Annotated in this window: 24 protein-coding genes; 12 read left to right on the top strand and 12 right to left on the bottom strand. The window is 73.1% G+C overall.

The window, feature by feature from the left end; translation table 11 throughout:
* Window positions 1-266: 266 nt before the first annotated feature.
* On the bottom strand, window positions 267-773 hold the full coding sequence (locus Q0994_RS20925; protein WP_299537262.1) for a flavin reductase family protein: 507 nt from the start codon (window positions 771-773) through the stop codon (window positions 267-269).
* 196 nt (window positions 774-969) lie between these two features.
* Window positions 970-1,329, bottom strand: a complete 360-nt coding sequence (locus tag Q0994_RS20920) for a thioredoxin family protein (protein WP_299537259.1) — start codon at window positions 1,327-1,329, stop codon at window positions 970-972.
* A gap of 202 nt (window positions 1,330-1,531) precedes the next feature.
* On the opposite strand from Q0994_RS20920, the gene Q0994_RS20915 reads away from it, so the two are divergent.
* Window positions 1,532-2,254 (top strand): 1-acyl-sn-glycerol-3-phosphate acyltransferase, encoded by a 723-nt coding sequence (locus Q0994_RS20915; RefSeq protein ID WP_299537256.1) that lies wholly within the window; start codon window positions 1,532-1,534, stop codon window positions 2,252-2,254.
* 91 nt (window positions 2,255-2,345) lie between these two features.
* Here the strand turns inward: Q0994_RS20915 and Q0994_RS20910 are convergent, their stop codons facing one another.
* The 4 genes from Q0994_RS20910 to Q0994_RS20895 all read right to left on the bottom strand — a co-directional run bounded on the left by Q0994_RS20910 (window position 2,346) and on the right by Q0994_RS20895 (window position 6,273).
* Entirely contained in the window at window positions 2,346-2,945 is a 600-nt protein-coding gene (locus Q0994_RS20910) for a transglutaminase family protein (RefSeq protein WP_299537253.1), read from the bottom strand.
* 81 nt (window positions 2,946-3,026) lie between these two features.
* Complete coding sequence (locus Q0994_RS20905) at window positions 3,027-4,091, bottom strand: low specificity L-threonine aldolase (protein ID WP_299537297.1); 1,065 nt, start codon at window positions 4,089-4,091, stop codon at window positions 3,027-3,029.
* Entirely contained in the window at window positions 4,088-4,855 is a 768-nt protein-coding gene (locus Q0994_RS20900) for an SDR family oxidoreductase (protein WP_299537250.1), read from the bottom strand. The genes Q0994_RS20905 and Q0994_RS20900 overlap by 4 nt, the downstream gene beginning before the upstream one ends.
* 23 nt (window positions 4,856-4,878) lie before the next feature.
* On the bottom strand, window positions 4,879-6,273 hold the full coding sequence (locus Q0994_RS20895) for a DUF6421 family protein (RefSeq protein ID WP_299537247.1): 1,395 nt from the start codon (window positions 6,271-6,273) through the stop codon (window positions 4,879-4,881).
* A 228-nt stretch (window positions 6,274-6,501) separates the two neighbouring features.
* Between Q0994_RS20895 and Q0994_RS20890 the strand changes: the two genes are divergently transcribed.
* Complete coding sequence (locus Q0994_RS20890) at window positions 6,502-7,185, top strand: glycerophosphodiester phosphodiesterase family protein (protein ID WP_299537294.1); 684 nt, start codon at window positions 6,502-6,504, stop codon at window positions 7,183-7,185.
* Between the two features lie 235 nt (window positions 7,186-7,420).
* On the opposite strand, the gene Q0994_RS20885 is transcribed toward Q0994_RS20890, so the two are convergent.
* A complete protein-coding gene (locus Q0994_RS20885) occupies window positions 7,421-7,969 on the bottom strand; it encodes a GNAT family N-acetyltransferase (RefSeq protein WP_299537245.1) in 549 nt (182 codons plus the stop codon).
* A 418-nt stretch (window positions 7,970-8,387) separates the two neighbouring features.
* Between Q0994_RS20885 and Q0994_RS20880 the strand changes: the two genes are divergently transcribed.
* The 6 genes from Q0994_RS20880 (at window position 8,388) to Q0994_RS20855 (ending at window position 12,954) form a co-directional block, all read left to right on the top strand.
* Window positions 8,388-8,975 (top strand): DUF5134 domain-containing protein, encoded by a 588-nt coding sequence (locus Q0994_RS20880; RefSeq protein WP_299537242.1) that lies wholly within the window; start codon window positions 8,388-8,390, stop codon window positions 8,973-8,975.
* A 154-nt stretch (window positions 8,976-9,129) separates the two neighbouring features.
* Window positions 9,130-10,065, top strand: coding sequence for a M56 family metallopeptidase (locus Q0994_RS20875; protein WP_299537239.1), 936 nt, complete (start codon window positions 9,130-9,132; stop codon window positions 10,063-10,065).
* Window positions 10,066-10,227: 162 nt separating this feature from the next.
* Window positions 10,228-10,935 carry a phosphatase PAP2 family protein gene (locus Q0994_RS20870; protein ID WP_299537236.1) on the top strand — a complete coding sequence of 236 codons (708 nt, stop codon included), beginning with the start codon at window positions 10,228-10,230 and terminating at the stop codon, window positions 10,933-10,935.
* A gap of 179 nt (window positions 10,936-11,114) precedes the next feature.
* A complete protein-coding gene (locus Q0994_RS20865; RefSeq protein WP_299537234.1) occupies window positions 11,115-11,819 on the top strand; it encodes an HAD family hydrolase in 705 nt (234 codons plus the stop codon).
* Between the two features lie 221 nt (window positions 11,820-12,040).
* Complete coding sequence (locus Q0994_RS20860; RefSeq protein WP_299537232.1) at window positions 12,041-12,220, top strand: hypothetical protein; 180 nt, start codon at window positions 12,041-12,043, stop codon at window positions 12,218-12,220.
* 227 nt (window positions 12,221-12,447) lie between these two features.
* A complete protein-coding gene (locus Q0994_RS20855; protein ID WP_299537230.1) occupies window positions 12,448-12,954 on the top strand; it encodes a GNAT family N-acetyltransferase in 507 nt (168 codons plus the stop codon).
* A 253-nt stretch (window positions 12,955-13,207) separates the two neighbouring features.
* On the opposite strand, the gene Q0994_RS20850 is transcribed toward Q0994_RS20855, so the two are convergent.
* On the bottom strand, window positions 13,208-14,698 hold the full coding sequence (locus Q0994_RS20850) for an LVIVD repeat-containing protein (RefSeq protein ID WP_299537227.1): 1,491 nt from the start codon (window positions 14,696-14,698) through the stop codon (window positions 13,208-13,210).
* A gap of 238 nt (window positions 14,699-14,936) precedes the next feature.
* Between Q0994_RS20850 and Q0994_RS20845 the strand changes: the two genes are divergently transcribed.
* The gene (locus tag Q0994_RS20845; protein ID WP_299537291.1) at window positions 14,937-15,530 is read left to right on the top strand and encodes a DUF305 domain-containing protein; all 594 of its coding nucleotides are present in this window, start codon (window positions 14,937-14,939) and stop codon (window positions 15,528-15,530) included.
* A 147-nt stretch (window positions 15,531-15,677) separates the two neighbouring features.
* On the opposite strand, the gene Q0994_RS20840 is transcribed toward Q0994_RS20845, so the two are convergent.
* From Q0994_RS20840 to Q0994_RS20825, 4 genes are all read right to left on the bottom strand, one after another.
* The gene (locus Q0994_RS20840) at window positions 15,678-16,094 is read right to left on the bottom strand and encodes a helix-turn-helix transcriptional regulator (RefSeq protein ID WP_299537224.1); all 417 of its coding nucleotides are present in this window, start codon (window positions 16,092-16,094) and stop codon (window positions 15,678-15,680) included.
* Window positions 16,095-16,248: 154 nt separating this feature from the next.
* Window positions 16,249-16,977, bottom strand: coding sequence for a class I SAM-dependent methyltransferase (locus Q0994_RS20835; RefSeq protein WP_299537221.1), 729 nt, complete (start codon window positions 16,975-16,977; stop codon window positions 16,249-16,251).
* 87 nt (window positions 16,978-17,064) lie between these two features.
* Window positions 17,065-18,171 (bottom strand): NADH:flavin oxidoreductase/NADH oxidase, encoded by a 1,107-nt coding sequence (locus tag Q0994_RS20830; protein WP_299537288.1) that lies wholly within the window; start codon window positions 18,169-18,171, stop codon window positions 17,065-17,067.
* Window positions 18,172-18,325: 154 nt separating this feature from the next.
* Window positions 18,326-18,736 (bottom strand): hypothetical protein, encoded by a 411-nt coding sequence (locus Q0994_RS20825; protein WP_299537218.1) that lies wholly within the window; start codon window positions 18,734-18,736, stop codon window positions 18,326-18,328.
* A 247-nt stretch (window positions 18,737-18,983) separates the two neighbouring features.
* Here Q0994_RS20825 and Q0994_RS20820 point away from each other — a divergent pair, with 247 nt between their 5' ends.
* From Q0994_RS20820 to Q0994_RS20810, 3 genes are all read left to right on the top strand, one after another.
* Window positions 18,984-20,072 carry an exo-alpha-sialidase gene (locus Q0994_RS20820; protein ID WP_299537214.1) on the top strand — a complete coding sequence of 363 codons (1,089 nt, stop codon included), beginning with the start codon at window positions 18,984-18,986 and terminating at the stop codon, window positions 20,070-20,072.
* Between the two features lie 192 nt (window positions 20,073-20,264).
* Entirely contained in the window at window positions 20,265-20,942 is a 678-nt protein-coding gene (locus tag Q0994_RS20815) for a uracil-DNA glycosylase (protein ID WP_299537211.1), read from the top strand.
* Window positions 20,939-22,003, top strand: a complete 1,065-nt coding sequence (locus Q0994_RS20810; RefSeq protein WP_299537208.1) for an N-acetylglucosamine kinase — start codon at window positions 20,939-20,941, stop codon at window positions 22,001-22,003. The genes Q0994_RS20815 and Q0994_RS20810 overlap by 4 nt, the downstream gene beginning before the upstream one ends.
* Window positions 22,004-22,133: the final 130 nt, after the last annotated feature.

The following is a 22,133-nucleotide window of genomic DNA, read 5'->3' as shown; positions in this document are numbered from 1 at the left end:
GAAACGCCGCTCACCGGTCGCGTCGGGCACAAACTTCACAGGGACAACGATCCTCAAGCTCACGCCGGCTCTCCTACTGCATCGTGTGTTCTGGGGCTGCCTCGTTGCTCGCAGCATAGGCGCCTGATGGGGCGGTTTCCCGGTCGGGACGACCGGCTCACCGAGCAAAACATTACCCGTCAGTACACCCATCGCGTACCCGCTGAGCAAGCGCTTATCACTGTGACGTTGCCAACCCGGCGCGACGCGGTGGCGAGGGCGCGGCGTCAGTCGCGCAGAGCGGTGAACCGCCCCTGGTGATAGACGAGCGGGCGGCCCGCGCCCGCCGGGTCGCCGACCTCGACGCGGGCGATGACGATGACATGGTCCGCCGCCGGAATGCGGGCGACCACGCGGCACACCAGCCACGCCAGCACGCCGCCGAGCACCGGGACGCCCTCCGGTCCGCTGCGCCAGTCGGTGGACGCGCCGAAGCGGTCGGCGCCGCTGCGGGCGAAGGTGGCCGCCAGCTCGTGCTGGTCCTCATGGAGCAGGTGCACCCCTATGTGCTCGGCCTCGGCCACCACCGGCCAGCTGGAGGACCCGGTGCCGACCCCGAAGGAGATCAGCGGCGGCTCGGCGGCCACGGAGTTCAGCGAGGTCGCCGTGAAGCCGACCGGCCCTTCGCCCGCCGCGGTGATCACCGCCACCCCGGCGGCGTGCTGCCGGAAGACCGAGCGCAGCAGTTCGGGGGAGGCGGGTACCGGCGTGCGGGTCTCGGACGAGGCCGTCATGGAGTGATCCTTCTGCGAGTGTGGCGTACGGGGCCGGGGGTGTTCAGGCACCCGGACAGCGCGCGCCCGCGTGGCGCACCAGGTCGACGTGGAGACGACCGTAGAGAAGGAGTTCCGACGGCATCTCGTCAGCGTGACGATGCGTGACGCCTACAGTCAAGTGCGTACCGCGATGTGGGAGGCACGTCACCGGCGGTCACATCGCCCGGCCGAGGGCCGCCACCACGTCGACGGTGCGCGGTTGCCCGGAGGCCCGGCGGACGACACGGCCACCCGCGTCGAGGATGAGCACGGTCGGGGTCCGGGTGATGCCGAGGGCACGGACCAACGGGAGGTGCGCCTCGGCGTCGATCTCGACGTGGGCGACGCCGTCGACCATGCCCGCCACCTCGGCGAGGGTGCGGCGGGTGGCCCGGCAGGGCTGGCAGAAGGCGCTGGAGAACTGGACCAGGGTGGCCCGCTCCCCCAGTTCCGCGCCGAGTCGGGACGCGTCGAGGCGGTCGCCGGAGCCGTCCGGGCCGCCGGTGGTGAGCTTGTCGCGGTTGTCGGAGTTCATCGAAAGGGGTCAGCGTCCGGATACGCCGCCGCATTCCCGTGACCGGCACGTGATGAGAATCTCGCGCTCCGCCGCCACCGGGGCTGGCCACGGCGTCCCTCATGGGGCACGATCGCCACAGTGCCGAAAACCTACGGCTGCGTAACTTCTGCCGGGAGCATCCTCCTCAGGCACACAAGAACAGAAGAAGGGGTTTCTCCAGATGGCAGAGCTCGTCTATCGGCCGGTCATCGGCGCCGCCCGCACCATGTTCAAGGCGCTGGACCTGAAGATCGACACTCAGGGTTCGGAGCACATCCCGAGAACCGGCGGCGCGGTCCTGGTCAGCAATCACATCAGCTATCTCGACTTCATCTTCAACGGTCTCGCCGCCCTGCCCCAGAAGCGGCTCGTCCGGTTCATGGCGAAGGACTCGGTCTTCCGACACAAGGTCTCGGGTCCGCTGATGCGGGGCATGAAGCACATCCCGGTCGACCGCAAGCAGGGCGAGAACGCGTATGCGCACGCGCTCGAATCGCTGCGCTCCGGCGAGATCATCGGCGTGTTCCCCGAGGCGACGATCTCGGAGTCGTTCACGCTCAAGAGCTTCAAGTCCGGTGCGGCGCGCCTCGCCCAGGAGGCCGGGGTGCCGTTGATCCCGATGGCGCTCTGGGGCACCCAGCGGCTGTGGACCAAGGGCCAGCCGCGCAACTTCCGCCGCAGCCACATCCCCGTGACCATAAGGGTGGGCGAACCGCTGGAGGCGCCGGCGGACCAGTACGCGGGCGCGATCACCCGCCGGCTGCGCGAGCGGGTCCAGGAAGTGCTCGAAGCCGCCCAGCGCGCCTACCCGGTGCGGCCGAAGGACGCCTCGGACACCTGGTGGGTGCCCGCCCACCTCGGCGGCACCGCGCCGACCGCGGCCGAGGTGCGCGAGCGGAGCTGACCGGACGGCGGCCGTCGCGGGAGGGGCACGACGGCCGCTCCCGCCCGGCCGCCCCGCCCGTCCGTCCGTGCACCGGACCGGTAGGCCCCGTTCAGAGGGCGGTGGGCAGCAGGCCGGCCAGGTGTTGCCGGTCCCGGGCCGCACGGAGCACGCGCAGGATCGCCGGCGGGGGCGTCGCGTACAGCCGCGGGTAGTCGATCTCACCGAGTTCCGGGCGGACGGTCCAGGCCGGCCGCTCCCGTTCGAGCGAGAACTGCGCGTCGACGCCCGGCTTGTTGCCACGCGGGTCCTGACGGACCCAGCGCTCCGTGCCGGGCAGCCGCAGGGCGACGAGGCCGTGCACCACGGGGGCGCTCCCGTCGTCCTCCGTCAGCCGCTGGTAGCAGAGGCCGGCCGGGATGGCGGCCGCCCGCAGCAGCGCGACCAGCGCGTGCGACTTGGCGTAGCAGATGCCGGTACGGGCGGTGAGCACGTCGGAGGCCCGCCAGGTGACGCGCGGATCGCCCGAGTCCATGGAGTGCGGGATCGTGTCGCGGACATGGGTGTAGGCGGCGGCCGCGTAGGTATGCGGTGGAGCGGTGCCGAAACCGAGGCCTCCGGCCACCGCGCGTACCGCGGGATGCTCGTGGTCGATGACGTCGTCGGCCGCCAGATAGGGCGCGATTCCGGGTTCTGCGGGCAGGGGTTCCATGCCGGGGAGCATAGGAGTGCGGTCGAGCCCAAGTCCAATGGATTTGCACTCGACCGCATACTCATACATCCTCAGCGGGTATCAGCAGGCCGCGACCTCTTCGGCCAGCGCCCGCACGAAGGCGTCCACGTCGTCCTCCGTGGTGTCGAAGGCGCACATCCAGCGGACATCGCCGGCGGCCTCGTCCCAGAAGTAGAAGCGGAACCGCTTCTGGAGCCGCTCCGAGGCCTCGCGCGGCAGGCGGGCGAAGACCGCGTTCGCCTGGACCGGATAAAGGATCTCCACCCCGTCGACCCCGCGCACGCCTTCCGCCAGCCGCTGCGCCATCGCGTTGGCGTGGCGGGCGTTGCGCAGCCAGAGGTCTCCGGCCAGCAGCGCCTCCAACTGCACCGAGACGAAACGCATCTTGGAGGCGAGCTGCATGGACGTCTTGCGCAGGTGCTTCATGGCCCGGACCGCGCCCGGGTCGAGAACGATCACGGCCTCGCCGAGCAGCGCGCCGTTCTTGGTGCCGCCGAAGGAGAGCACGTCCACTCCGGCATCGGTGGTGAAGTCCCGCACGGGCACGCCCAGCGAGGCCGTCGCATTGGCGATCCGGGAGCCGTCGAGGTGCACCTTCATGCCGAGCCCGTGCGCGTGGTCGCAGAGCGCCCGGATCTCCTCGGGCGTGTAGAGGGTGCCCAGTTCGGTGCTCTGGGTGATCGAGACCACCTGCGGCATCGCCCGGTGCTCGTCGTCCCAGCCGTACGCCTGCCGGTCGATGAGCTCCGGCGTCAGCTTCCCGTCCGGGGTGGGCACGGTGTGCAGCTTGAGGCCGCCCATCCGCTCCGGCGCCCCGCCCTCGTCGACCTGGATGTGGGCGGAGTCGGCGCAGATCACCGCGCCCCAGCGGTCGGTCAGCGCCTGGAGGGCGAGGACGTTGGCGCCCGTGCCGTTGAAGACCGGGAACGCCTCGGCGGCGGGGCCGAAGTGGCCGCGCACGACCTCCTGGAGGTGGCCGGTGTAGTCGTCCGCCCCGTAGGCGGTCTGATGGCCCTCGTTGGCGAGGGCGACGGCGGCCAGGATCTCCGGATGCACCCCCGCGTAGTTGTCGCTGGCGAAGCCGCGTACGAGAGGGTCGTGGTGCCGACGGGCGTCGGTCGTCACTGTTGCGGAGTCAGCCACAGGCGCTTTCCGTTCACTTCTCCGGCGGGCGCGTCCCAGACGCCGGCGATGGCATCGGCCAGTTCCGTGACGTCGGTGAAACCCGCGAACTTCGCATTCGGGCGCTCGGCGCGCATCGCGTCGTGCACCAGTGCTTTGACCACCAGGATCGCAGCCGCCGTCTTCGGCCCGTCGTCGCCCCCCGCCTTGCGGAACTCGTCCGCGAGGGCCAGCGTCCAGGCCTCGGCCGCGGCCTTGGCGGCCGCGTACGCCGCGTTGCCGGCCGTGGGCTTGCTGGCGCCCGCAGCGCTGATCAGCACGAACCGGCCGCGGTCGCTGCGCCGCAGTCCGGGCTCGAACGCCAGCGAGGTGGACTGGAGGGTGCGCACCAGCAGCCGGTCCAGCAGGTCCCAGTCGGCGAGGGCGGTCTCGGCGAAGCTCGCGCTGCCGCGCCACCCGCCGACGAGGTGCACCAGGCCGTCGATGCGGCCGAACTCCTTCTCGGTCTTGTCGGCCCACTCCCGCGTCGCGGCCAGGTCCAGCAGATCGACGGTGTCGCCGGTGACCGTCGCCCCTCCGTGGGCGTAGCGGGCCGCGTCCACCGCCTCCGCGAGGCGTTCGGGGTGGGCGTCGGAGGCGACGACGACCGCCCCCGCCTCGGCCAGCCGCAGCAGCGCGGCCCGGCCCGCCGGTCCGGCGGCACCGGCCACCGCGATCACCGCGCCCTCGAGTGCACCCCCGTCGCCGTTCGTCCGGATTCCGTTCATGGCCACCGCCTCCTCGCGCTTCGTCACGCCGCCCGCCCGGCATCCGCAGCGGTGATCCCCTTGGTTTCCGCGATCACGTGCTTCAGTTTCTTGGAGAGCGCCTCGTAGAACATGCTCAGGGGAAACTCGTCCGCAAGCACGTCGTCCACCAGTTTCCGCGGGGGCTTTTCCAGGTCGAGGGCGTCGGGGCCCTTGGCCCAGCGGGATCCCGGATGGGGCGCGAGGTAGGTGGAGACCAGGTCGTAGGCGGCGAACCAGTGCACCAGCTTCGGGCGGTCGATCCCGGCCCGGTAGAGCTGCTCGATCTCGCCGCAGAGCTGGTTGGTGACCTCGGGGGCGCGGTCCCAGTCGATCTTGAGGGTGTTGTCCGTCCACCGCACGACGTCGTGCTTGTGCAGGTAGGCGAAGAGAAGCTGGCCGCCGAGTCCGTCGTAGTTGCGGACCCGCTCGCCGGTCACCGGGAAGCGGAACATCCGGTCGAAGAGGACGGCGTACTGGACGTCGCGGCCCTGCGGGAACCCGTCGGCCTCCAGCTTCACGGCCTCCTTGAAGGCGGTGAGGTCGCAGCGCAGCTCCTCCAGCCCGTACATCCAGAACGGCTGGCGCTGCTTGATCATGAAGGGGTCGAACGGCAGGTCGCCGCGGCTGTGGGTGCGGTCGTGGATCATGTCCCAGAGCACGAAGGCCTGTTCGCAGCGGCCCTGGTCGTCGATCATGGCCCGGATTTCCTCGGGCAGGTCGAGACCGAGCAGGCCGACGGCGGCCTCGGTGACACGGCGGAAACGGGCGGCCTCGCGGTCGCAGAAGATGCCGCCCCAGCTGAAACGTTCCGGCGCTTCACGTACGGCGATCGTCTCGGGGAAGAGGACCGCGGAGTTGGTGTCGTAGCCGGAGGTGAAGCCCTCGAAGGTGATGCCGCAGAAGAGCGGGTTGTCGTACCGGGTCGCTTCCAGTTCGGCGAGCCACTCGGGCCAGACCATCCGCAGCACGACGGCTTCGAGATTCCGGTCCGGGTTGCCGTTCTGCGTGTACATGGGGAAGACGACCAGGTGCTGGAGGCCGTCGACCCGGTTCGCGGCGGGCTGGAAGGCGAGCAGCGAGTCGAGGAAGTCCGGTACGTCGAATCCGCCGGCCTCCCAGGCGCGCAGGTCCGCCACCAGCGCCTCGTGGTACAGCGCGTCGTGCGGGAGCAGGGGGGACAGCTCCTCGACGGCGGCGATCACGCGCGCGAGTGCCATGGCGACGGCGGGGGCCTCGGGGGCGCCCTCGGCGTCGAAGTCGATCGAGCCGTCCTTGGACTGCCAGGGGCGGATCTGCTCCACGGCGTCCCTGAGCCGGGGCCAGGCAGGATGCTCGACGACCTTCGCGGCGGCGGGTTCCGCCTCACCGTGGATGTCGTGCACAAGAATTTCCGTCATAACCGTTCCTCCACGGGAGAACCTCGCGTTCCGACACCGTATAGGCGTCCGGATCTCCGGGACAAGTGGGGACCTGTAAAACTTCCTGTACACCGCCATGGTCACCGATATTTTTCCTGCCGCAATACGGAGCGGCGTGACTTCTGGCAGTGAGCCATGGAGCGGTCGCGGTTCGGGTACATACCGGCCCGACGGGGAGTCGCACACGAAAGCGGGAGCACGTTGTCGTTGCCATTCGTCACCATCGGTCACCGCGGCCTCATGGGCGTCGAGCCCGAGAACACGCTGCGTTCGTTCGTCCGGGCCGAGCGGGCCGGGATGGACGCCGTCGAACTCGATCTGCATCTCTCCAAGGACGGGGCCCTGATCGTGATGCACGACGCCGAGGTCGACCGAACGACCGACGGCACGGGCCGGATCGCCGACCTGACCTTCGAGGAGCTGCGCGTGCTGGACGCCGGGCAGGGCGAGGCGGTGCCGCTGTTCGAAGAAGTGCTGGACGCCGTCGGCTCGCCGGTCCAGGCGGAGATCAAGGACGTCGCCGCGGCGCGGTCACTGGCGGAGGTGATCCGGCGGCGGGGCATCGCCGAACGGGTGGAGGTGTCGTCCTTCCACGACGCGGCGATCGCCGAGATCCACCGGCTGCTGCCGGACGTCCGGACGGTGCTCATCGCGAGCCGCTGGGGCGCCGACATCGTGGACCGGGCCGAGGCCGCGGGCGCGTCCACGCTCGCTCTGGGCATCCGCCGGCTGACCCTGGAACTGGTCGAGCAGGCCCACGGGGAGGGCCTGCGGGTGATCGGCTGGGTGGTCAACACCGAGCAACGACTGCGGCTGGCACGGGCGTTCGGCCTGGACGGGGTGACCACCGACTACGCGGAGATCCGGGAGGCGGTGCGCGCCGGAGGGTGACGCCCGCGGGACGGCGCACCGTGCCGCCCGGCGCCCTGTGCCCGATGCCCGGTGCCCTTTGCCCGATGCCCTGTGCCCGGTGACGGCGCGGTCCGGGCACTCGGCGTTCCGGGTGCCTCGCGTTCCGGGCGGGTGCGGGGCCGGGCTTCCGCAGGACGTGAGGAAACTCTTCCTCACCCCCGTGGGGAAGCACGACCCGGTGGCGCGCCGGTGCCCCGCGCCCTTGCCACGGCTCTTACAACGCCTTGACCAGCAGCTCGAACTCCAGGTCGTCGCGGAGCGGGACGCCGAAGCGCTCGTCGCCGTACGGGAAGGGGGTGAGCTTGCCGGTGCGGCGGTAGCCGCGGCGCTCGTAGAACGCGATCAGTTCCTCGCGCACGGAGATCACCGTCATGTGCATCTCGGACGCCTTCCAGTCTTCACGGGCCACCCGCTCGGCCTCGGCGATGACGGTCTTGCCGAGGCCCGCGCCCTGGAGACCGGGGCGTACGGAGAACATGCCGAAGTACGCTGCCTCGCCCCGGTGTTCGAGCTGGCAGCAGGCGACCGGTTCGCCGTCGCGCTCGGCCACCAGGAGGCGGCCGCCGGGAGCGGTCACGATCGCGCGGACGCCGTCCTCGTCGGTGCGCTGTCCCTGGAGGATGTCGGCCTCGGTGGTCCAGCCCGCCCGGCTGGAGTCGCCCCGGTAGGCCGACTCGACAAGCTCCACGAGCGCCGGGACGTCGTCCTCGCTGGCGGTGCGGAAGGTGAGGCGGTGGGTGTCCCGGGGCGGGGCGGTGTCCATGGCTGCGCTTCTCCGTATCTCTGTCTCTCTGTTCCCCTGCTCGCGGCTCGCGCCGCGGCCTGCGTGGCCGGCGCCCGCTGCTCAGCCGCGGACCGGTCGCACCGAGACTAACGCGGACGCCGGGAGGCCCGACCGGGGCGTCCAGCCGGTGATCCCGACCGCCCCGGAGCCGGCCGCCCGGTTCCGCCTTCCCCGCTCCGGCCGCCCCGGCCCCCGCCGCTCCGACCCTGACCCCCGTACCCGGCCAGTACCCCGGCCGCAGCGCGGGGCGGCGCACGGCGGGTGGTGGTGGCGGCGCGCACTGGGTTCACCACCCCTTGTGCCCCTTTCGCTCCCCCGCGCGCCTGGTTGATCGCGGTGGGCACGGGCAGCCATGGGACGACTGTCGACACCGGTCGGCCCGAGGGGGAGGTGTGCCGTGCACGGACCGGCGCTGTCCAGCTGGCTGCTCATGGTGCTCTGTGCGGCGACGGGCGCCTACTGCCTGCTGCGGGCGCACGGCGCGTCGGGCGAGGAGAGGCGGACCGCCCTGTCCGAGGCGCTCATGGGGCTCGGCATGGCGGTGATGGCGGTCCCCGCGTCCGTGCTGGCGACCCCGGTCTGGGCATGGGCGGTGTACGCGGTGCTGTTCGGGTGCGCGGCCCTGCGGGCGCTGCGGCCGGCCGCACGGGGCGGCCACCACGCGCACCACCTGGTCGGTTCGCTGGCGATGGTCTACATGGCGGTGGCGATGACACCGGCCGGCGGCTCCTCCACCGGGCACGCCGGACACGGCGCGGGGGCGATGGGCGGTGGACTGCCGGTGCTGACCGGCCTGCTCCTCCTCTACTACGCGCTCTACGTGCTGCGCGCGGCGGGCCGGCTCATACCCGTGGCCTCGACGGCGGCGGGCGGACCGGCCTCCGGCGTCGCTCCGCCGGCAGTCGGCGGCGGGCTACCGGAGCTGGCGCTCGCCTGCCGGCTGACGATGGCGATGGCGATGTTCGCGATGCTGCTCACCGTGTGACGCTGCCGGGCGGACGCACGGAAATGCGAGCGGCGGACGAGGCCGCCCCCGCGAAGGCCGGGTGGACCGCGTCGCGGCGCACGCCACGGTGGCGTACGTCACTTGACGGTCGCATCCGTACCCGTGGGTGGCCCGCGCTCATAGGCTGACGCGCATGTTGGTCTCCTTCGCCCTGCTGTTGCTCGGTGTGACGACCGCCGCGGTGACCCCGCGCCTGATGGCGCTCGCCCGGTGGCCGGAACGCGAGCCGGTGGTGGCCCTGTGGGTCTGGCAGTGCGTGGTGGCCGGGGTTCTGGTGTCGTTCGCCCTCTCCATGACGCTCAGCGCGGCCGCCGCCTGGCAGGCGGTGCGCGGCCACGTGTTCGCGCCGGCCCCGCACGCCGTGGTCGACGCGTACGCCCTCGCCGCGTACGGCCCCTGGTCCGGTGTGGTGGCGGTCCTGCTCGCCTTGGGCGGGGTGTGGTCCGGCCTGATGCTGCTGCGCGAGATCGGCCGGGCGCGGCGGCAGCGGCGCGTGCGACGGGCCGAACTGCTGACCCGTGCGCCCCTGTTGCCGGGCGAGAAGCCCGGCGGTGACCGGTTGGTGGTGCTGGAGGGCGAGCGTCCGGATGCCTGGTGGCTGGCGGGCACGACGCCGCAACTGGTGATCACCACGGCCGCGCTGGGCCGTCTGAAGGGCCGCCAGCTCGACGCGGTGCTGGCCCACGAGCAGGGACACGCGCGGGCCCGGCACGACTGGCTGCTGCACTGTTCGGCCGCGCTGGCTGCGGGTTTCCCGCAGGTCCCGGTCTTCGCGGCGTTCCGGGACGAGATGCACCGGCTGGTGGAGCTGGCGGCGGACGACGTGGCGTCGCGGCGGTTCGGCAGGCTGACGACCGCGCTGGCGCTGGTGGGGCTCAACGAGGACCGCGGGGTCTTCGGACCGTGCCCGACGCCGCACGCCGAGGTGCCGAAGCGGGTGAACCGCCTGTTGTCCCCGGTCGAACGCCTGACGGCGGGCCGTCGGCTGCGGCTCACCGCGGTCGCGGCGCTGGTCCCTGCGGTGCCGCTGGTGGTCGCCCTGGTGCCCGGCCTCAACGCACTGCGCTGACCCTGCGCCCCGCGTGGCGTTGCCGGCTCTCCCCTCCCTGGCGCCCGCCGTCGGATCGGCACGGGGCGCGTGTCTCCCTGGCCCGCCATCGGATCGGTACGGGGCGCGTGTCTCCGGCCCCTGCGCTGGCCGTGGGCGGCGCTCATCGGCGAGGATCGGTCCATGTCCTCCCCGTCGCCGTCCTCGCTCCGCTCCCCCGCCCGCCCTGGATCGCCGGTGCGGGACCGCACCGTGGCCCGAGGGGTGCGTGCCGGGGTGGCCTGCGGCGGACTCTCGCTCGTCCTGCTGGGTCTGGTTGCGGCCGGCTGGGCGCCGCTGCTGCGGCTGGACCGCGCGGTGGCCGAGGCCCTGCACCGTCGCGCGGTGGCCGACCCCGGTCTCGTCCACGCCAACCGGATCATGACGGACTGGGTCTGGGACCCCTGGACGGTACGCGCGCTGCTCGCGGTGGCGGTGGTCGTGCTGTGGTGGAAGGGCGCCCGGACGACGGCGGGGTGGGTGGCGGCGACGGCGCTGCTGGCCTCGGCGGTGCAGCAGGGGGTCAAGGCCGCGGTGGGGCGGGAGCGGCCGCACTGGCCGGACCCGGTGGACCTCGCCCATTACGCGGCTTTCCCGTCCGGCCATGTGATGACGTTGGTGGTGGGGAGTGGGGTGCTGTTGTGGCTGGTGCACCGCGCCGGGGCCCGTCCCGCCGTCCGGCGGGGTGCGCTCGCCCTGGCCGGCGTCTCCGTCGTGGGGGTGGGGTTCACGCGGGTCTTCCTCGGGGTGCACTGGCTGTCCGACGTGGTCGGCGGGGTGCTGATGGGTTCCTGCACCGTGGCGTTCGCGGTCGCGGCGCGGGCCGCCGCACGGGCGCGGACGGGGAGCTGAGCGGACCGCGGGACGTACGGGGCGGAGCCCCGGCCGTGGTGGCGCGCCCGGACCGTGCGGTGCGGGCGGACCGGGCGACGCGGGCGGACCGGGCGGTGCGGGCGGGCCGGGCGGCGCGGGTGGGGCGGGGGTTCCGGGGCCGGTTGTGGCCCGGCGGACGGACCGGGCAGGATCGGCGCATGACGATCAAGGGCGTGATGTTCGATTTCTCCGGGACTCTCTTCCGCATCGAGTCGGTGGACTCCTGGTTCCGCTCGGTGCTCCCGGCGCACGGCGTCCGGCCGGCCGAGGAGGAGATCGGGCGGTACGTGGCGGAGCTGACGGCCGCCGGGGCGCTGCCGGGCGGTCCGCAGCCGGTGCGGGTTCCCGCGCGCCTGGCGCGGGCGTACGCGCGCCGGGACGAGAGCGCGGAGTTGCACCGTGCCGCGTACACCGGGCTGGCCCGCGAGGTGGCGCTGCCCGAGGACGGACTCTACGACGCGCTCTACGCCCGCCACATGGAACCGGCGGCGTGGCTGCCGTACCCGGACGCGGCGGAGGTGCTGCGTGGGCTGCGGGCGGACGGGACGCGGATCGCGGTGGTCAGCAACATCGGCTGGGACTTGCGGCCCGTCTTCCGCGCCCACGGACTGGACGAGTTCGTCGACGCCTATGTGCTCTCCTTCGAGCACGGGGTGCAGAAGCCGGACCCGGAGCTCTTCCGGACCGCGCTCGCGGCCCTGGACCTGCCGCCCGCGGAGGCGGTGATGGTTGGCGACGACCGGCACGCGGACGGTGGGGCGGCGGCCCTGGGCTGCGAGGTCCGCTTCGTGGACCACCTCCCGGTGACCGGGCGGCCCGACGGTCTGCGGGCGCTCGGGCTGGTCGGTGCCGGGGCGGCGTGACGGCGGGGCGGCCTGACGGCGGGGCGGCGGGGCCGTGTGACGGCGGGCACGAGCGGTGCCCCCGGTGTGACAGCGGGCACGGAAGGCGCGGGGCGGAGGGCGGTTGCCGCACGCAGTGTCCGGAATGTGAGCAAGGCCCCGGTGTGACAATCACCGCCGTGTGACAATCACCCTGCCCTTTAGCGTGCGGGTTGACCGAATTGCGGTCGTAGCCTGGGTCCATGTCCACCATGCCGACCTCGTCCCGTTCCGTACGTACCGCAGCCGCCGTGAATCGTGAGATCCGTGCCCTGTGGAAACGTTCGGGCGGCCTGCTGTCCCCCGAGGAGGAGAGGGCGTACCAGCGGTTGCTGGTGGAGTGGGCCGCGGCGACCGGTACCAGCGTGCGCACCGCCGCCTGATCCCCGCCGCCCCGCCCGCCGGGCCCTCGGGGCGTACCCCCGGCCACGGTGCGCGGCGCCTCTCTCCTACCCGTCCCGCCTCGTCGGCGCGCCCCCGTACCGCCCTTCCGTCGCGGCGCGTCCCCGAACCGCCCTTCCGCCGCGGCGCGTCCCCGAACCTCCGCCCCCTGCGTCCGGCATCCGGTCCGGCCGGGAACCTGCGACGGCGCACGTGCGAGAGTCGGACCATGAACGATCGGCGCACACCCACCGTCCTCCGGCTCGCCGGGCGGGACGTTCCGCCCGGGAGCGGGCTCGGGCCGCTTCTGGGGGCCTACCATCTGGCCACCGAGGCGGAGAAGGGCGTTCCGGTGCCGGGTGTCGGAGCGCTGCCGGCCCGCTACCGGGCCGAAGTGGTCTCCCCGCACATCGCCTTCGAGGGGGACACGGTGCTGCTGGCACGGCGGGAGGGGGATCCCGTCGGGTGCGCGGTCGTCACGCGGCCCGTCGACGGCGGCAGCGAGCTGAAACGGCTCTGGTGCGTTCCGGCGGCGCGCGGCACGGGGGTCGCCTCGGCGCTGGTCGCGGAAGGGCTCGCGGCCGCGGCGCGGGCGGGCGCGGGTACGGTCCGGCTGTCGGTGTGGCGGTGGCGGGAGGCGGCGATCGGCCTGTACGCGCGGGCGGGGTTCGCTGTGGTGGAGCCGTGGGACGACCGGCCGGGGCTGGTCTGCATGGAGCGGGCGGCGCCCGCCTGATTCCGGCGATCCCCCGCGTCGCCGGAACCGGGCGCCACCCGGCGGTCGTTCCGGCCGGGTGAGCGCCGGATCAGCGTTGCCGGGCCGGCGCAGGGCTACAGCATGTCCCCGGCGGGCTCACCGGTCAATGAATTTCCTTCGCCCTCGCGTGGGCGCTCCCTCTCCGGCCTCGTGCGCCGCCAGGAACGGCTGCGGGCCGCCGGGTGTCCCCGACGGCCCGCGCACGACGCTCCCGCGGAGGTCTCCGGCCGGATCAGCGGTCGAAGTAGTCCGGCTGCGTCTGCACGTTGAGCTCGTCCAGCCGCACCCGCTTGGCCGGGTCGGTACGCCGGTCGTTCAGCGCCAGGACGTCGAAGCCCTTGGCGATGTCGTTGGAGTAGATGTAGCCGTTGTAGTAGTACGCCGACCAGGGACCGGCCGTCGTGACGCGGTCGAGGGTGACCGGGCCGCGCTCGAAGTACCCGATCTCCTTGGGCTTCGAGGAGTCGGTGAAGTCCCAGACGGAGATGCCGCCCTGGTACCAGGCCTGGACCATGATGTCGCGGCCCTTGACCGGGATGATCGAGCCGTTGTGGGCGACGCAGACCTCGACGTCGGCCTGCGGGCGGTCGATCTTGTAGTAGCTGCGGAAGACCAGCTTGCGGTGGTCGCCCCGGCCGACGATGTCGTAGATGCCGTCGGCGCCGCGGTTCGGGCCGATGGCCGCGTTGCAGGTGGCCGCGCCGCCGCCGCCGAGCTCGTCCGTGAAGACGACCTTGTCCGCGTCCTGGTTGAAGGTGGCGGAGTGCCAGAAGGCGAAGTTCACGTTGTCCTGGACCCGGTCGATGATCTTCGGGTTCTCGGGGTCCTTGATGGAGAACAGCAGGCCGTCACCCAGGCACGCGGCGGCCGCCAGGTCCTTGGACGGCAGCACGGTGATGTCGTGGCAGCCGGTCGTCCTGGAGACGCCGGGGTTGGTCGGGGCCCCCGGGTTGCCACCGTCCGGGAAGAGGACGGGGAAGTTGACGATCCGCGCCTGCTCGGGCGCCTTGCGCGGCACCTTGATGATCGAGATGCCGTCGTGCGGCGGCTGGCAGTCCGGGAACGTCTCGTTGGGCGAGTACGAGGAGACGTAGATGTAGACGTTCTTGCCCTCGGGCACGATCGTGTGGGTGTGCGAGCCACAGGCGGTCTCGACGGCGGCGACGTACTCGGGGTTCCGCTTGTCGCTGATGTCGAAGATCTTCATGCCCTCCCAGGAGGACTTCTCCGTGGCGGGCTGGGTGGTGCTGGAGCACGAGTTGTCGCTGCGCGAGGAGTCGGTGGAGAGGAACAGCAGGTTCCCCGAGACCGAGATGTCGTTCTGCGAGCCCGGACACAGGACCTGGGCGACCGTCTTCGGCTTCCTCGGGTTGCTGATGTCGAAGATCCGGAACCCGTCGTAGTTGCCGGAGAAGGCGTACTTCCCCTGGAACACGAGGTCCGAGTTGGTGCCGGGCAGCGCGTCCTTCGGCACGTTGGCGAGGTGCTCGATGTTGGAGCTGTGGATGATCTCGTCCACGCCGGGTATCTCGCCGCTCGCGATCGCCGCCTCCGCCTCGGCCTGCTGGCTCGCGGAGGCGGCAGCGACTCCGGTGGAGGTGTCGCCGGGCTCCGGCGACGCGGACGCGCTCGTGGCGGTCAGCAGCGTGACGAGGAGTCCGGCGGCGGCTGCCACCGCGCCGAGACGTCTCCGCCGCGCGCGGATGGGATGCAACAAGGTCACTGGGGTCCTCCCTGGTATCCGTCCACGGGGACGGTTCCGAACGGGGGAAGTATCTCCCCTCTCATGTACACATCAACAGATGGCAACAGAGACGTAACGAAAGTTTTTGATCTTTGCCGAGCGGAAGCGTGCTAGGACGGTTCCAGCACATCAACCGGCGCAGGAGGTCCCCGTGTTGTTTCCCCGTCAGACCCGATGCCGGCGGACGGCCGCGCTCGCGGCGGCCGCGCTCCTCGCAATGCTCGCCGTGGCCGGCTGCGATTCCGACGACGGGGAAGGCAAGCCGGCGGCGGACGGACCGGGGGTGGTGGCACCGGGCAAGCCCGGCGAGCCGGCCAGGACGCTCACCGCGGAAGAGGCCTCGAAGGAGATCGTCGAGGACACCCCGAACTCCGCCGACTACCGCTACGTGCAGATGATGATCAAGCACCACGAGCAGGCGCTGGTCATGACCGGCCTGGTGCCGGACCGCGCCTCGTCGGCGTCCGTGAAGAGCCTGGCCGGCCGCATCTCCGCAGGTCAGCAGCCCGAGATCGCCGCGATGCAGGGCTGGCAGAAGAACCACGACGCCGACCGCCACGTGGTGGAGCACGATCACGCGGCGATGCCGGGCATGGCCACCGCCGCCCAGTTGGACGCGTTGCGCGCGGCCCGCGGCAAGGAGTTCGACCGGCTCTTCCTCACCCTGATGATCGCGCACCACCAGGGGGCCGTCACCATGGCGACGGAGGCGTTGTCCGAGGGCAACAACGTGCTGGTGGAGGAGATGGCGACCGACGTGGCCGCGCAGCAGACCGTCGAGGCGGACCGGATGCGGGCCCTGCTGGACTGAGCACGGCGGCCGGGCCGTGGGCCCGTCACGGGCGGGGCGCTCTGCGGACGCGCGTCCGGGGCGAGCCGGGCCGCTGCGGGAATCTTCGGCTGGGCACCGGGTAAGGCGGTGGTGCCGTCGCCGATGAGCTCCCGCGGGCGCCGGGGCTCAGCGGCCGGCCGGGCCGGCGGTCCCGCCGCCGCCCCGCGGTTCCGCTTCCAGCCGCACGGCCTGCAGGCCGGCGGCGAGCAGGACGCTGTCGAGGAGCCCGGGGAAGAGGGTGTCGAGGTCGTCGCGCCGCAGGACGCTCAGCTTCGCCGTTCCCCGGTAGACCTGGCGGATCACTCCGCTCTCCCGGAGCACCCGGAAGTGGTGCGTGGACGTGGACTTGGCGACCGGCAGGGCGAAGCAGGCGCAGTTCAGCTCGTCGGACGCGTCCGCCAACTGGCGCACGATCCGCAGGCGGACGGGGTCGGCGAGCGCGTGGAGGACGCTCTCGACGCGGATCTCGTGGGGCGCGGGGTGGCCGAGGGTGCGGGTGCGGTTTCCCGCGTCGGCCCCTGCCGCACCGCTGGTGGGGGTCACAGTCGCTCCACTTCGTTTCCGGGCACTCGTCGTCGGGCGGCATTCCTCCGGGTGCTCGTCCCGGTGGCCTCCATGGTACGAAAAGCGGCCCGTCCGGGGCCGAGCGGGCGGCCCCGCGCCCGCGGCCCCGTACCTCCGTGCTTGTCGGCGTCGGTCACTCCTTGGCGGCCACCACCAGGCCGGCCCGCGGAACGCCGTCGGAACGGACGCCCAGTTCGGCCAGGGGCTCCAGCCGGGTCCGGAAGCCCGCCCGCTCCAGGTCCCGCAGGACATCGGGCAGACGGAACGTCCGGTAGTACATGACGAAGCGTGGGCGCCACAGGGCGTTGCGCACCCGCATCGCCGTATCGAAGCCCAGCGTCGTCCAGTAGGCCCGCGAGGCGACCGGCGGCGGCGCGCCCATCGGGAAGACGAACAGGCCACCGGGACGCAGCGACGCGTGCACCCCGGCGAAGAGCGCGGGGCGCTCGCGCGGCAGGAAGTGCCCGAACGCCCCGAAGCTCACGGCGAGATCGAAGGACTCCGCGAACGGGAGGGCCAGCGCGTCGGCGCGCACCCAGTCCACCGCGGGTCCCTCGGGTGCGTCCGGCAGCGAGGCGCGCGCCCGCGCCAGCATGCCCGCGCTGAAGTCGACGCCGGTGACGCGCCCGGAGCAGACCTCCCGCAGCACGCCGACCCCCGCGCCCGTCCCGCAGCAGACGTCGAGTCCGGTACGGAACGGGCCGAGCGGCCGGAGCGCGCGGGCCACGGCGCCGAGCACCCGGCCGGGGGTGCGGTAGGGCGTGTGGTCGAACTTCGGGGCGAGCAGGTCGTATCCGTGCTCGACCGAGGAGAGCGCCTGCACGGCCAGTTCGCGGAGGGTGGGGCCCTGTGTGGTGGACATCGCGGCCACCCTACCGAGCGGGCGCCCCCGCCGGGGCCTCTCCGGCGGGGAGCCGAAAAGGCCGGCCGGTCCGGTGGGGCCAGCGGGTCAGACCGAACGGCCGTACTGCTCGGGGACGCGCACCTCGCCGCCGAGGGCGCGGGCGGCGCTGCGGGCGAAGTACGGGTCGCGCAGCAGTTCGCGGCCGATCAGCACCGCGTCCGCCTGTCCGTCGGCGAGGATCTTCTCGGCCTGTACGGGCTCGGTGATGAGGCCGACGGCGGCCACCGGCAGTCCGGTCTCGGTGCGCACCCGCTCGGCGAACGGCACCTGGTAGCCCGGCCCGGTCTCGATCCGGGCCCGGGGGGCGTTGCCGCCGGTGGAGACGTCGAGCAGGTCCACGCCGTGGGCGCGCAGTTCGCGGGCGAAGGCGACCGTGTCGTCCGCGGTCCATCCCTCGCGCTCGTCCTCGGCGTTCTCGGTGAGCCAGTCGGTGGCGGAGATCCGGAAGAACAGCGGCAGTTCCTGCGGCCACACCTCCCGTACGGCGTCGACGACTTCGAGGGCGAAGCGGCAGCGGTTCTCGAAGGACCCGCCGTAGGCGTCGGTGCGGTGGTTGCTGAACGGGGAGAGGAACTCACCGATCAGGTAGCCGTGCGCGCCGTGGATCTCGACGACCTTGAAGCCCGCTTCCAGCGCGCGCTTCGCCGAGGCGGCGAACTGACCCGCCACCTCGTGGATCTGATCGGTCGTCAGCTCCGCCGGAACCGGGTCGCCCTCGTCGAACGGCAGCGGACTCGGTCCGAGGGGCTGCCAGCCGAGCGCCTCGGGGCCGTCGGCGGGGAGCGCCTTGCCGCCGCGCCACGGGGCGTCGGTGGACGCCTTGCGTCCGGCGTGGGCGAGCTGGATGCCGGGCACGGTGCCCCGGCTCTCCAGGAACGCGGTGACGCGGCGCAGCGCTTCGGCCTGGCGGTCGTTCCACAGTCCGAGGTCCATGGGGCTGATGCGGCCCTCGGGGCTGACCCCGGTGGCTTCCACCAGGATCAGGCCGGTGCCGCCGACGGCGCGGGAGGCGTAGTGGGCGAAGTGCCAGTCGTTGGCGACCCCCGTGTCGGGCCCGGTCGCCGCGGCGCTGTACTGGCACATCGGCGGCATCCAGATCCGGTTCGGGACGGTGACCGAGCGCAGGACGTAGGGCTCGAAGAGGGTGTTCAACACGGGCTCCGTTTCGCAGAGGTGGCCGAAGGGGCCGGGGGCGTTCCACGGGACGGCTCCGGCAGGAGCTTTGTACGTGGAGCGTCGTAGTACGACGTTCATCGTACTACGAGGGCCCCGGAAGCCGCGCGGAAGCGGGGCGACGCCGTGGTCCTCACCCGTCGGAGCCGCTCCGGCGACGCAGGGCGATGGGGACGGACCCGTCGTACATCTGGGTCCAGCTCCGCCCCGCGGGGGATTTCCAGGTCACCTGCACCGACCCGCCCTCCACCCTGACGCCGTCCACGGTCATGGGCCGAGGGCCGTCGCGTACGTCGCCACGCCGCAGATCGCGGGCGGGGACGCTGACGGGGTCCGCCGTGCGGGCCAGCTCCGCCTCCCCGGCGGCGGCGAGCAGGGCGGCCGCCAGCCGTCTGGCGGCCTCCGGGGTACAGGTCCAGCGCTCCTCGCCCGCCGGGACGCCGATTCGCAGGCCGACGCGGAGGGGGTCGCCCGCACCGTCCGGGGCGACCTGCCACGCGATCGCGCGGCCCTCGTGGTCCTCGAAGGCGGTCTCCGTCGTCATGCGTCAGTCCGTTCTCGCTCACCGGCGCCGGCCGGTTCTTCCCGGCGCGCGCCGCACGCGCCTGCGGGCATTGCAGCACACCTTCCGCGCCCGCCTCCGGCCGGGCGGCGACGACCCGGTGCGCGCGGGGGGCCGGGCGGACGCACCCGTTCCCACCAGGGCGGACGTCCCGGCTGCGGGCCGTTGTCGGTGCCGGGGTGCACACTGACCGGTATCCGGCGACACAGGCGTTTCGGGAGGTCTTGTCATGACCGATGTGCTGCTCACCGTGGGCACCCGCAAGGGGCTCTTCATCGGCCTGGGCCGTGACGGCAGATGGGAGCTGGACGGCCCCCATTTCAACGCGCAGGCGATCTACTCCGTCGCGGTCGACACCCGTGGCGGCGGCACGCCCCGGCTGCTGGTGGGCGGGGACAGCGCGCACTGGGGACCGTCCGTCTTCCACTCCGACGACCTGGGGGCGAGCTGGGTGGAACCCCGGCAGCCCGCGGTGAAGTTCCCGAAGTCCACCGGGGCGTCCCTGGAGCGGGTCTGGCAGCTCCATCCGGCCGGTCCCGAGGAGCCGGGCGTGGTGTACGCGGGCACCGAGCCGGCCGCGCTGTTCCGCTCCGAGGACCGGGGCGAGTCCTTCGAGCTGGTGCGGCCGCTGTGGGAGCACCCCACCCGGTCGCGATGGGTGCCGGGGGGCGGCGGCGAGGGGCTGCACACGATTCTCACCGACCCCCGCGACCCGGCCGCGGTGACGGTGGCGGTCTCCACCGCGGGCGTCTTCCGGACCAAGGACGGCGGAGAGAGCTGGGAACCGGCGAACCGCGGGGTGTCGGCGGTCTTCCTGCCCGATCCGGACCCCGAGTTCGGCCAGTGCGTCCACAAGGTCACGCGGGACGCGGCCGATCCGGACCGGCTGTACCTCCAGAACCACTGGGGCGTGTTCCGCAGCGACGACGGCGGCGACCGGTGGACCGACATCGGTTCCGGGCTGCCGTCGGACTTCGGCTTCGCGGCGGTCGCGCATCCGCGCAAGGGCGGCACCGCGTACGTCTTCCCGATCAACGCCGACGCCGACCGGGTGCCGGCGGAGCACCGCTGCCGGGTGTTCCGCACCAGCGACGCAGGGGAGAGCTGGGAGCCGCTCTCCGCCGGCCTGCCCGAAGGCGCGCACTACGGCACGGTGTTGCGGGACGCGCTCTGCACGGACGACGCCGACCCCGCCGGGGTGTACTTCGGCAACCGCAACGGCGAGGTCTACGCCAGCGCGGACGACGGCGACACCTGGCGGCAGTTGGCCACGCACCTGCCGGACGTGCTGTGCGTGCGGGCGGCCGTGCTGGCCTGAGGCACGGCCGCGGACGGGGGGCGGGGACACGGCGGGGACACGACGAGAAGGCGTACGGGGGTGTACGGGCCGCGAGGGCCGGGCGGACGGCCCGCCCCTCGCGGCGCCCTCGCGCACTCCCGTCAAGCCCGTCAACCGGCCGCCGACCGGGCAGTTGATCACGCTCGTCGTATCAGCAGTAGAGTGCGGGCCGTGGCAGCACGACCTTTGAAGGACATCATCGAGCCCGGCTGGGCGCAGGCACTCGAACCCGTGGCCGGACGCGTCGCCGCGATGGGGGACTTCCTCCGCGCGGAGATCGCGGCCGGACGCACCTACGTTCCTTCGGGAGCCAACGTGCTGCGGGCGTTCCAGCAACCCTTCGACGAGGTGCGGGTGCTGATCGTCGGTCAAGACCCCTACCCGACACCGGGTCACGCGATCGGGTTGAGTTTCGCGGTCGCCCCGGAGGTCCGCCCGCTCCCCGGCAGCCTGGAGAACATCTTCCGGGAGATGCACACCGATCTCGGCCACCCGAAGCCGTCCAACGGCGACCTCACTCCGTGGACGCGTCAGGGCGTGCTGCTGCTCAACAGGGCGCTCACCACCGCCCCGAGGCGTCCGGCGGCCCACCGGGGGAAGGGCTGGGAAGAGGTCACCGAGCAGGCGATCCGCGCCCTGGTGGAGCGCGGCACCCCGCTGGTGTCGATCCTCTGGGGCCGCGACGCGCGCAACCTCCGTCCGCTGCTCGGCGACTACCCGGCGCTGGAGGCCGCGCACCCCTCGCCCATGTCGGCCGACCGCGGCTTCTTCGGCTCGCGCCCGTTCAGCCGCGCCAACGCCCTGCTGGAACAGCAGGGGGCGCAGCCGGTGGACTGGCGGCTGCCGTGACCGGCGGCGGGCCCTACGCACTCGGCGTCGACTCCGGAGGCTCCGGCCTGCGCGTCGCCCTGTGCGCCGTGGAACCCGACGGCGCGCAGGGGTCCGACGGCCCGGTTCCCGTGGCCCCGCAGGTCCGCACCGGCCCGGTCCGCACCGGCCCGGGGGGCATCGACGCCGCGCACCTGCTGGAACTCGTGCTGCCCGCCGTCGAGACCCTGCTGCACCGGGCCGAGGCGCCGGGCACGGCACCGTCCGGCGAAGTCGGGGCGGCCGGTGGCCGGATCGCCGCGGCGGTGGTGGGCGCCGCCGGGATGGCCACGCTGGGCGGCCGGCTGCGCGCCGTGCTGCCGGGGGCGCTGACGGCCGCGCTCGGGCCGCACCGGCTGGCTCTGGCCGCCGACGGGGTCACCGCGTACGCCGGCGCGCTCGGGATGCGGCCCGGGGCCGTGGTCGCGGCCGGGACCGGCATGATCGCGCTCGGCACCGACCTGTCCCGCTGGCACCGCGCCGACGGCTGGGGCCACCTCCTGGGCGACGCGGGCGGCGGCGCCTGGATCGGGCGGCAGGGCCTGGACGCGGCCCTGCGCGCCCACGACGGTCGGCGCGGCGGGTCGCCCGCGCTGCTGGAGCGGGTGCGGGCGGTGTTCGGAGCGCCCGCGGAGCTGCCGGGCCTGCTCTACCCCCGCGCCGATCGTCCCGCGTTCCTCGCCTCGTTCGCGCCCGAGGTCGCCGCCTGCGCTGCGGCCGACCCGGTGTCCGCGGGCATTCTGCGCGACGCGGGCCGGCACATCGCGGAGGCCGCCGCCGCGGTCTGCCCGGCCCCGGACGCGGCGGACGGGCGGGAGGAGGACCGCCCACGGGTGGCATGGACGGGCGGCCTGTTCTCTATGGGCGAGCCGCTGCTCGTGCCGCTGCGCGAAGAGCTCGCCGCACTGGCCCCGCACGCCGTCCCGGTCCCCCCGGACGGGGACCCGCTCGCCGGGGCGCTGCGGCTGGCACGGGCGCTCGCGCGGGACGAGGTGCGGCTGCCGTCCGATCCGGCGCTGCTGACGGTGGCGGAACCGGGCTGAACCCGCACGGATCCCGCAGGAGGGAGCGGGGCACACCTCCGGTACGTCACTCATACGACATAAGCGGACAGAGGCCGCTCCAGCGGACCCTCCCCGAACGGGAGGGCATCCAAAACCAGTAGCATGCGGC

The organism is uncultured Streptomyces sp. (assembly GCF_947488945.1).
Taxonomy (GTDB): domain Bacteria; phylum Actinomycetota; class Actinomycetes; order Streptomycetales; family Streptomycetaceae; genus Streptomyces.
The sequence above is the reverse complement of the archived record's forward strand: the minus strand, read 5'-3'. Positions and strand labels throughout refer to the sequence as shown.

What these genes read in the sequence shown, in the direction of transcription:
- Q0994_RS20925 (WP_299537262.1), bottom strand. Translation starts at nt 773, where the DNA reads ATGACGGCCTCGTCCGAGACCCGCACGCCGGTACCCGCCTCCCCCGAA.
- Q0994_RS20920 (WP_299537259.1), bottom strand. Translation starts at nt 1,329, where the DNA reads ATGAACTCCGACAACCGCGACAAGCTCACCACCGGCGGCCCGGACGGC.
- Q0994_RS20915 (WP_299537256.1), top strand. Translation starts at nt 1,532, where the DNA reads ATGGCAGAGCTCGTCTATCGGCCGGTCATCGGCGCCGCCCGCACCATG.
- Q0994_RS20910 (WP_299537253.1), bottom strand. Translation starts at nt 2,945, where the DNA reads ATGGAACCCCTGCCCGCAGAACCCGGAATCGCGCCCTATCTGGCGGCC.
- Q0994_RS20900 (WP_299537250.1), bottom strand. Translation starts at nt 4,855, where the DNA reads ATGAACGGAATCCGGACGAACGGCGACGGGGGTGCACTCGAGGGCGCG.
- Q0994_RS20895 (WP_299537247.1), bottom strand. Translation starts at nt 6,273, where the DNA reads ATGACGGAAATTCTTGTGCACGACATCCACGGTGAGGCGGAACCCGCC.
- Q0994_RS20885 (WP_299537245.1), bottom strand. Translation starts at nt 7,969, where the DNA reads ATGGACACCGCCCCGCCCCGGGACACCCACCGCCTCACCTTCCGCACC.
- Q0994_RS20875 (WP_299537239.1), top strand. Translation starts at nt 9,130, where the DNA reads ATGTTGGTCTCCTTCGCCCTGCTGTTGCTCGGTGTGACGACCGCCGCG.
- Q0994_RS20870 (WP_299537236.1), top strand. Translation starts at nt 10,228, where the DNA reads ATGTCCTCCCCGTCGCCGTCCTCGCTCCGCTCCCCCGCCCGCCCTGGA.
- Q0994_RS20865 (WP_299537234.1), top strand. Translation starts at nt 11,115, where the DNA reads ATGACGATCAAGGGCGTGATGTTCGATTTCTCCGGGACTCTCTTCCGC.
- Q0994_RS20860 (WP_299537232.1), top strand. Translation starts at nt 12,041, where the DNA reads ATGTCCACCATGCCGACCTCGTCCCGTTCCGTACGTACCGCAGCCGCC.
- Q0994_RS20855 (WP_299537230.1), top strand. Translation starts at nt 12,448, where the DNA reads ATGAACGATCGGCGCACACCCACCGTCCTCCGGCTCGCCGGGCGGGAC.
- Q0994_RS20845 (WP_299537291.1), top strand. Translation starts at nt 14,937, where the DNA reads ATGCTCGCCGTGGCCGGCTGCGATTCCGACGACGGGGAAGGCAAGCCG.
- Q0994_RS20835 (WP_299537221.1), bottom strand. Translation starts at nt 16,977, where the DNA reads ATGTCCACCACACAGGGCCCCACCCTCCGCGAACTGGCCGTGCAGGCG.
- Q0994_RS20825 (WP_299537218.1), bottom strand. Translation starts at nt 18,736, where the DNA reads ATGACGACGGAGACCGCCTTCGAGGACCACGAGGGCCGCGCGATCGCG.
- Q0994_RS20820 (WP_299537214.1), top strand. Translation starts at nt 18,984, where the DNA reads ATGACCGATGTGCTGCTCACCGTGGGCACCCGCAAGGGGCTCTTCATC.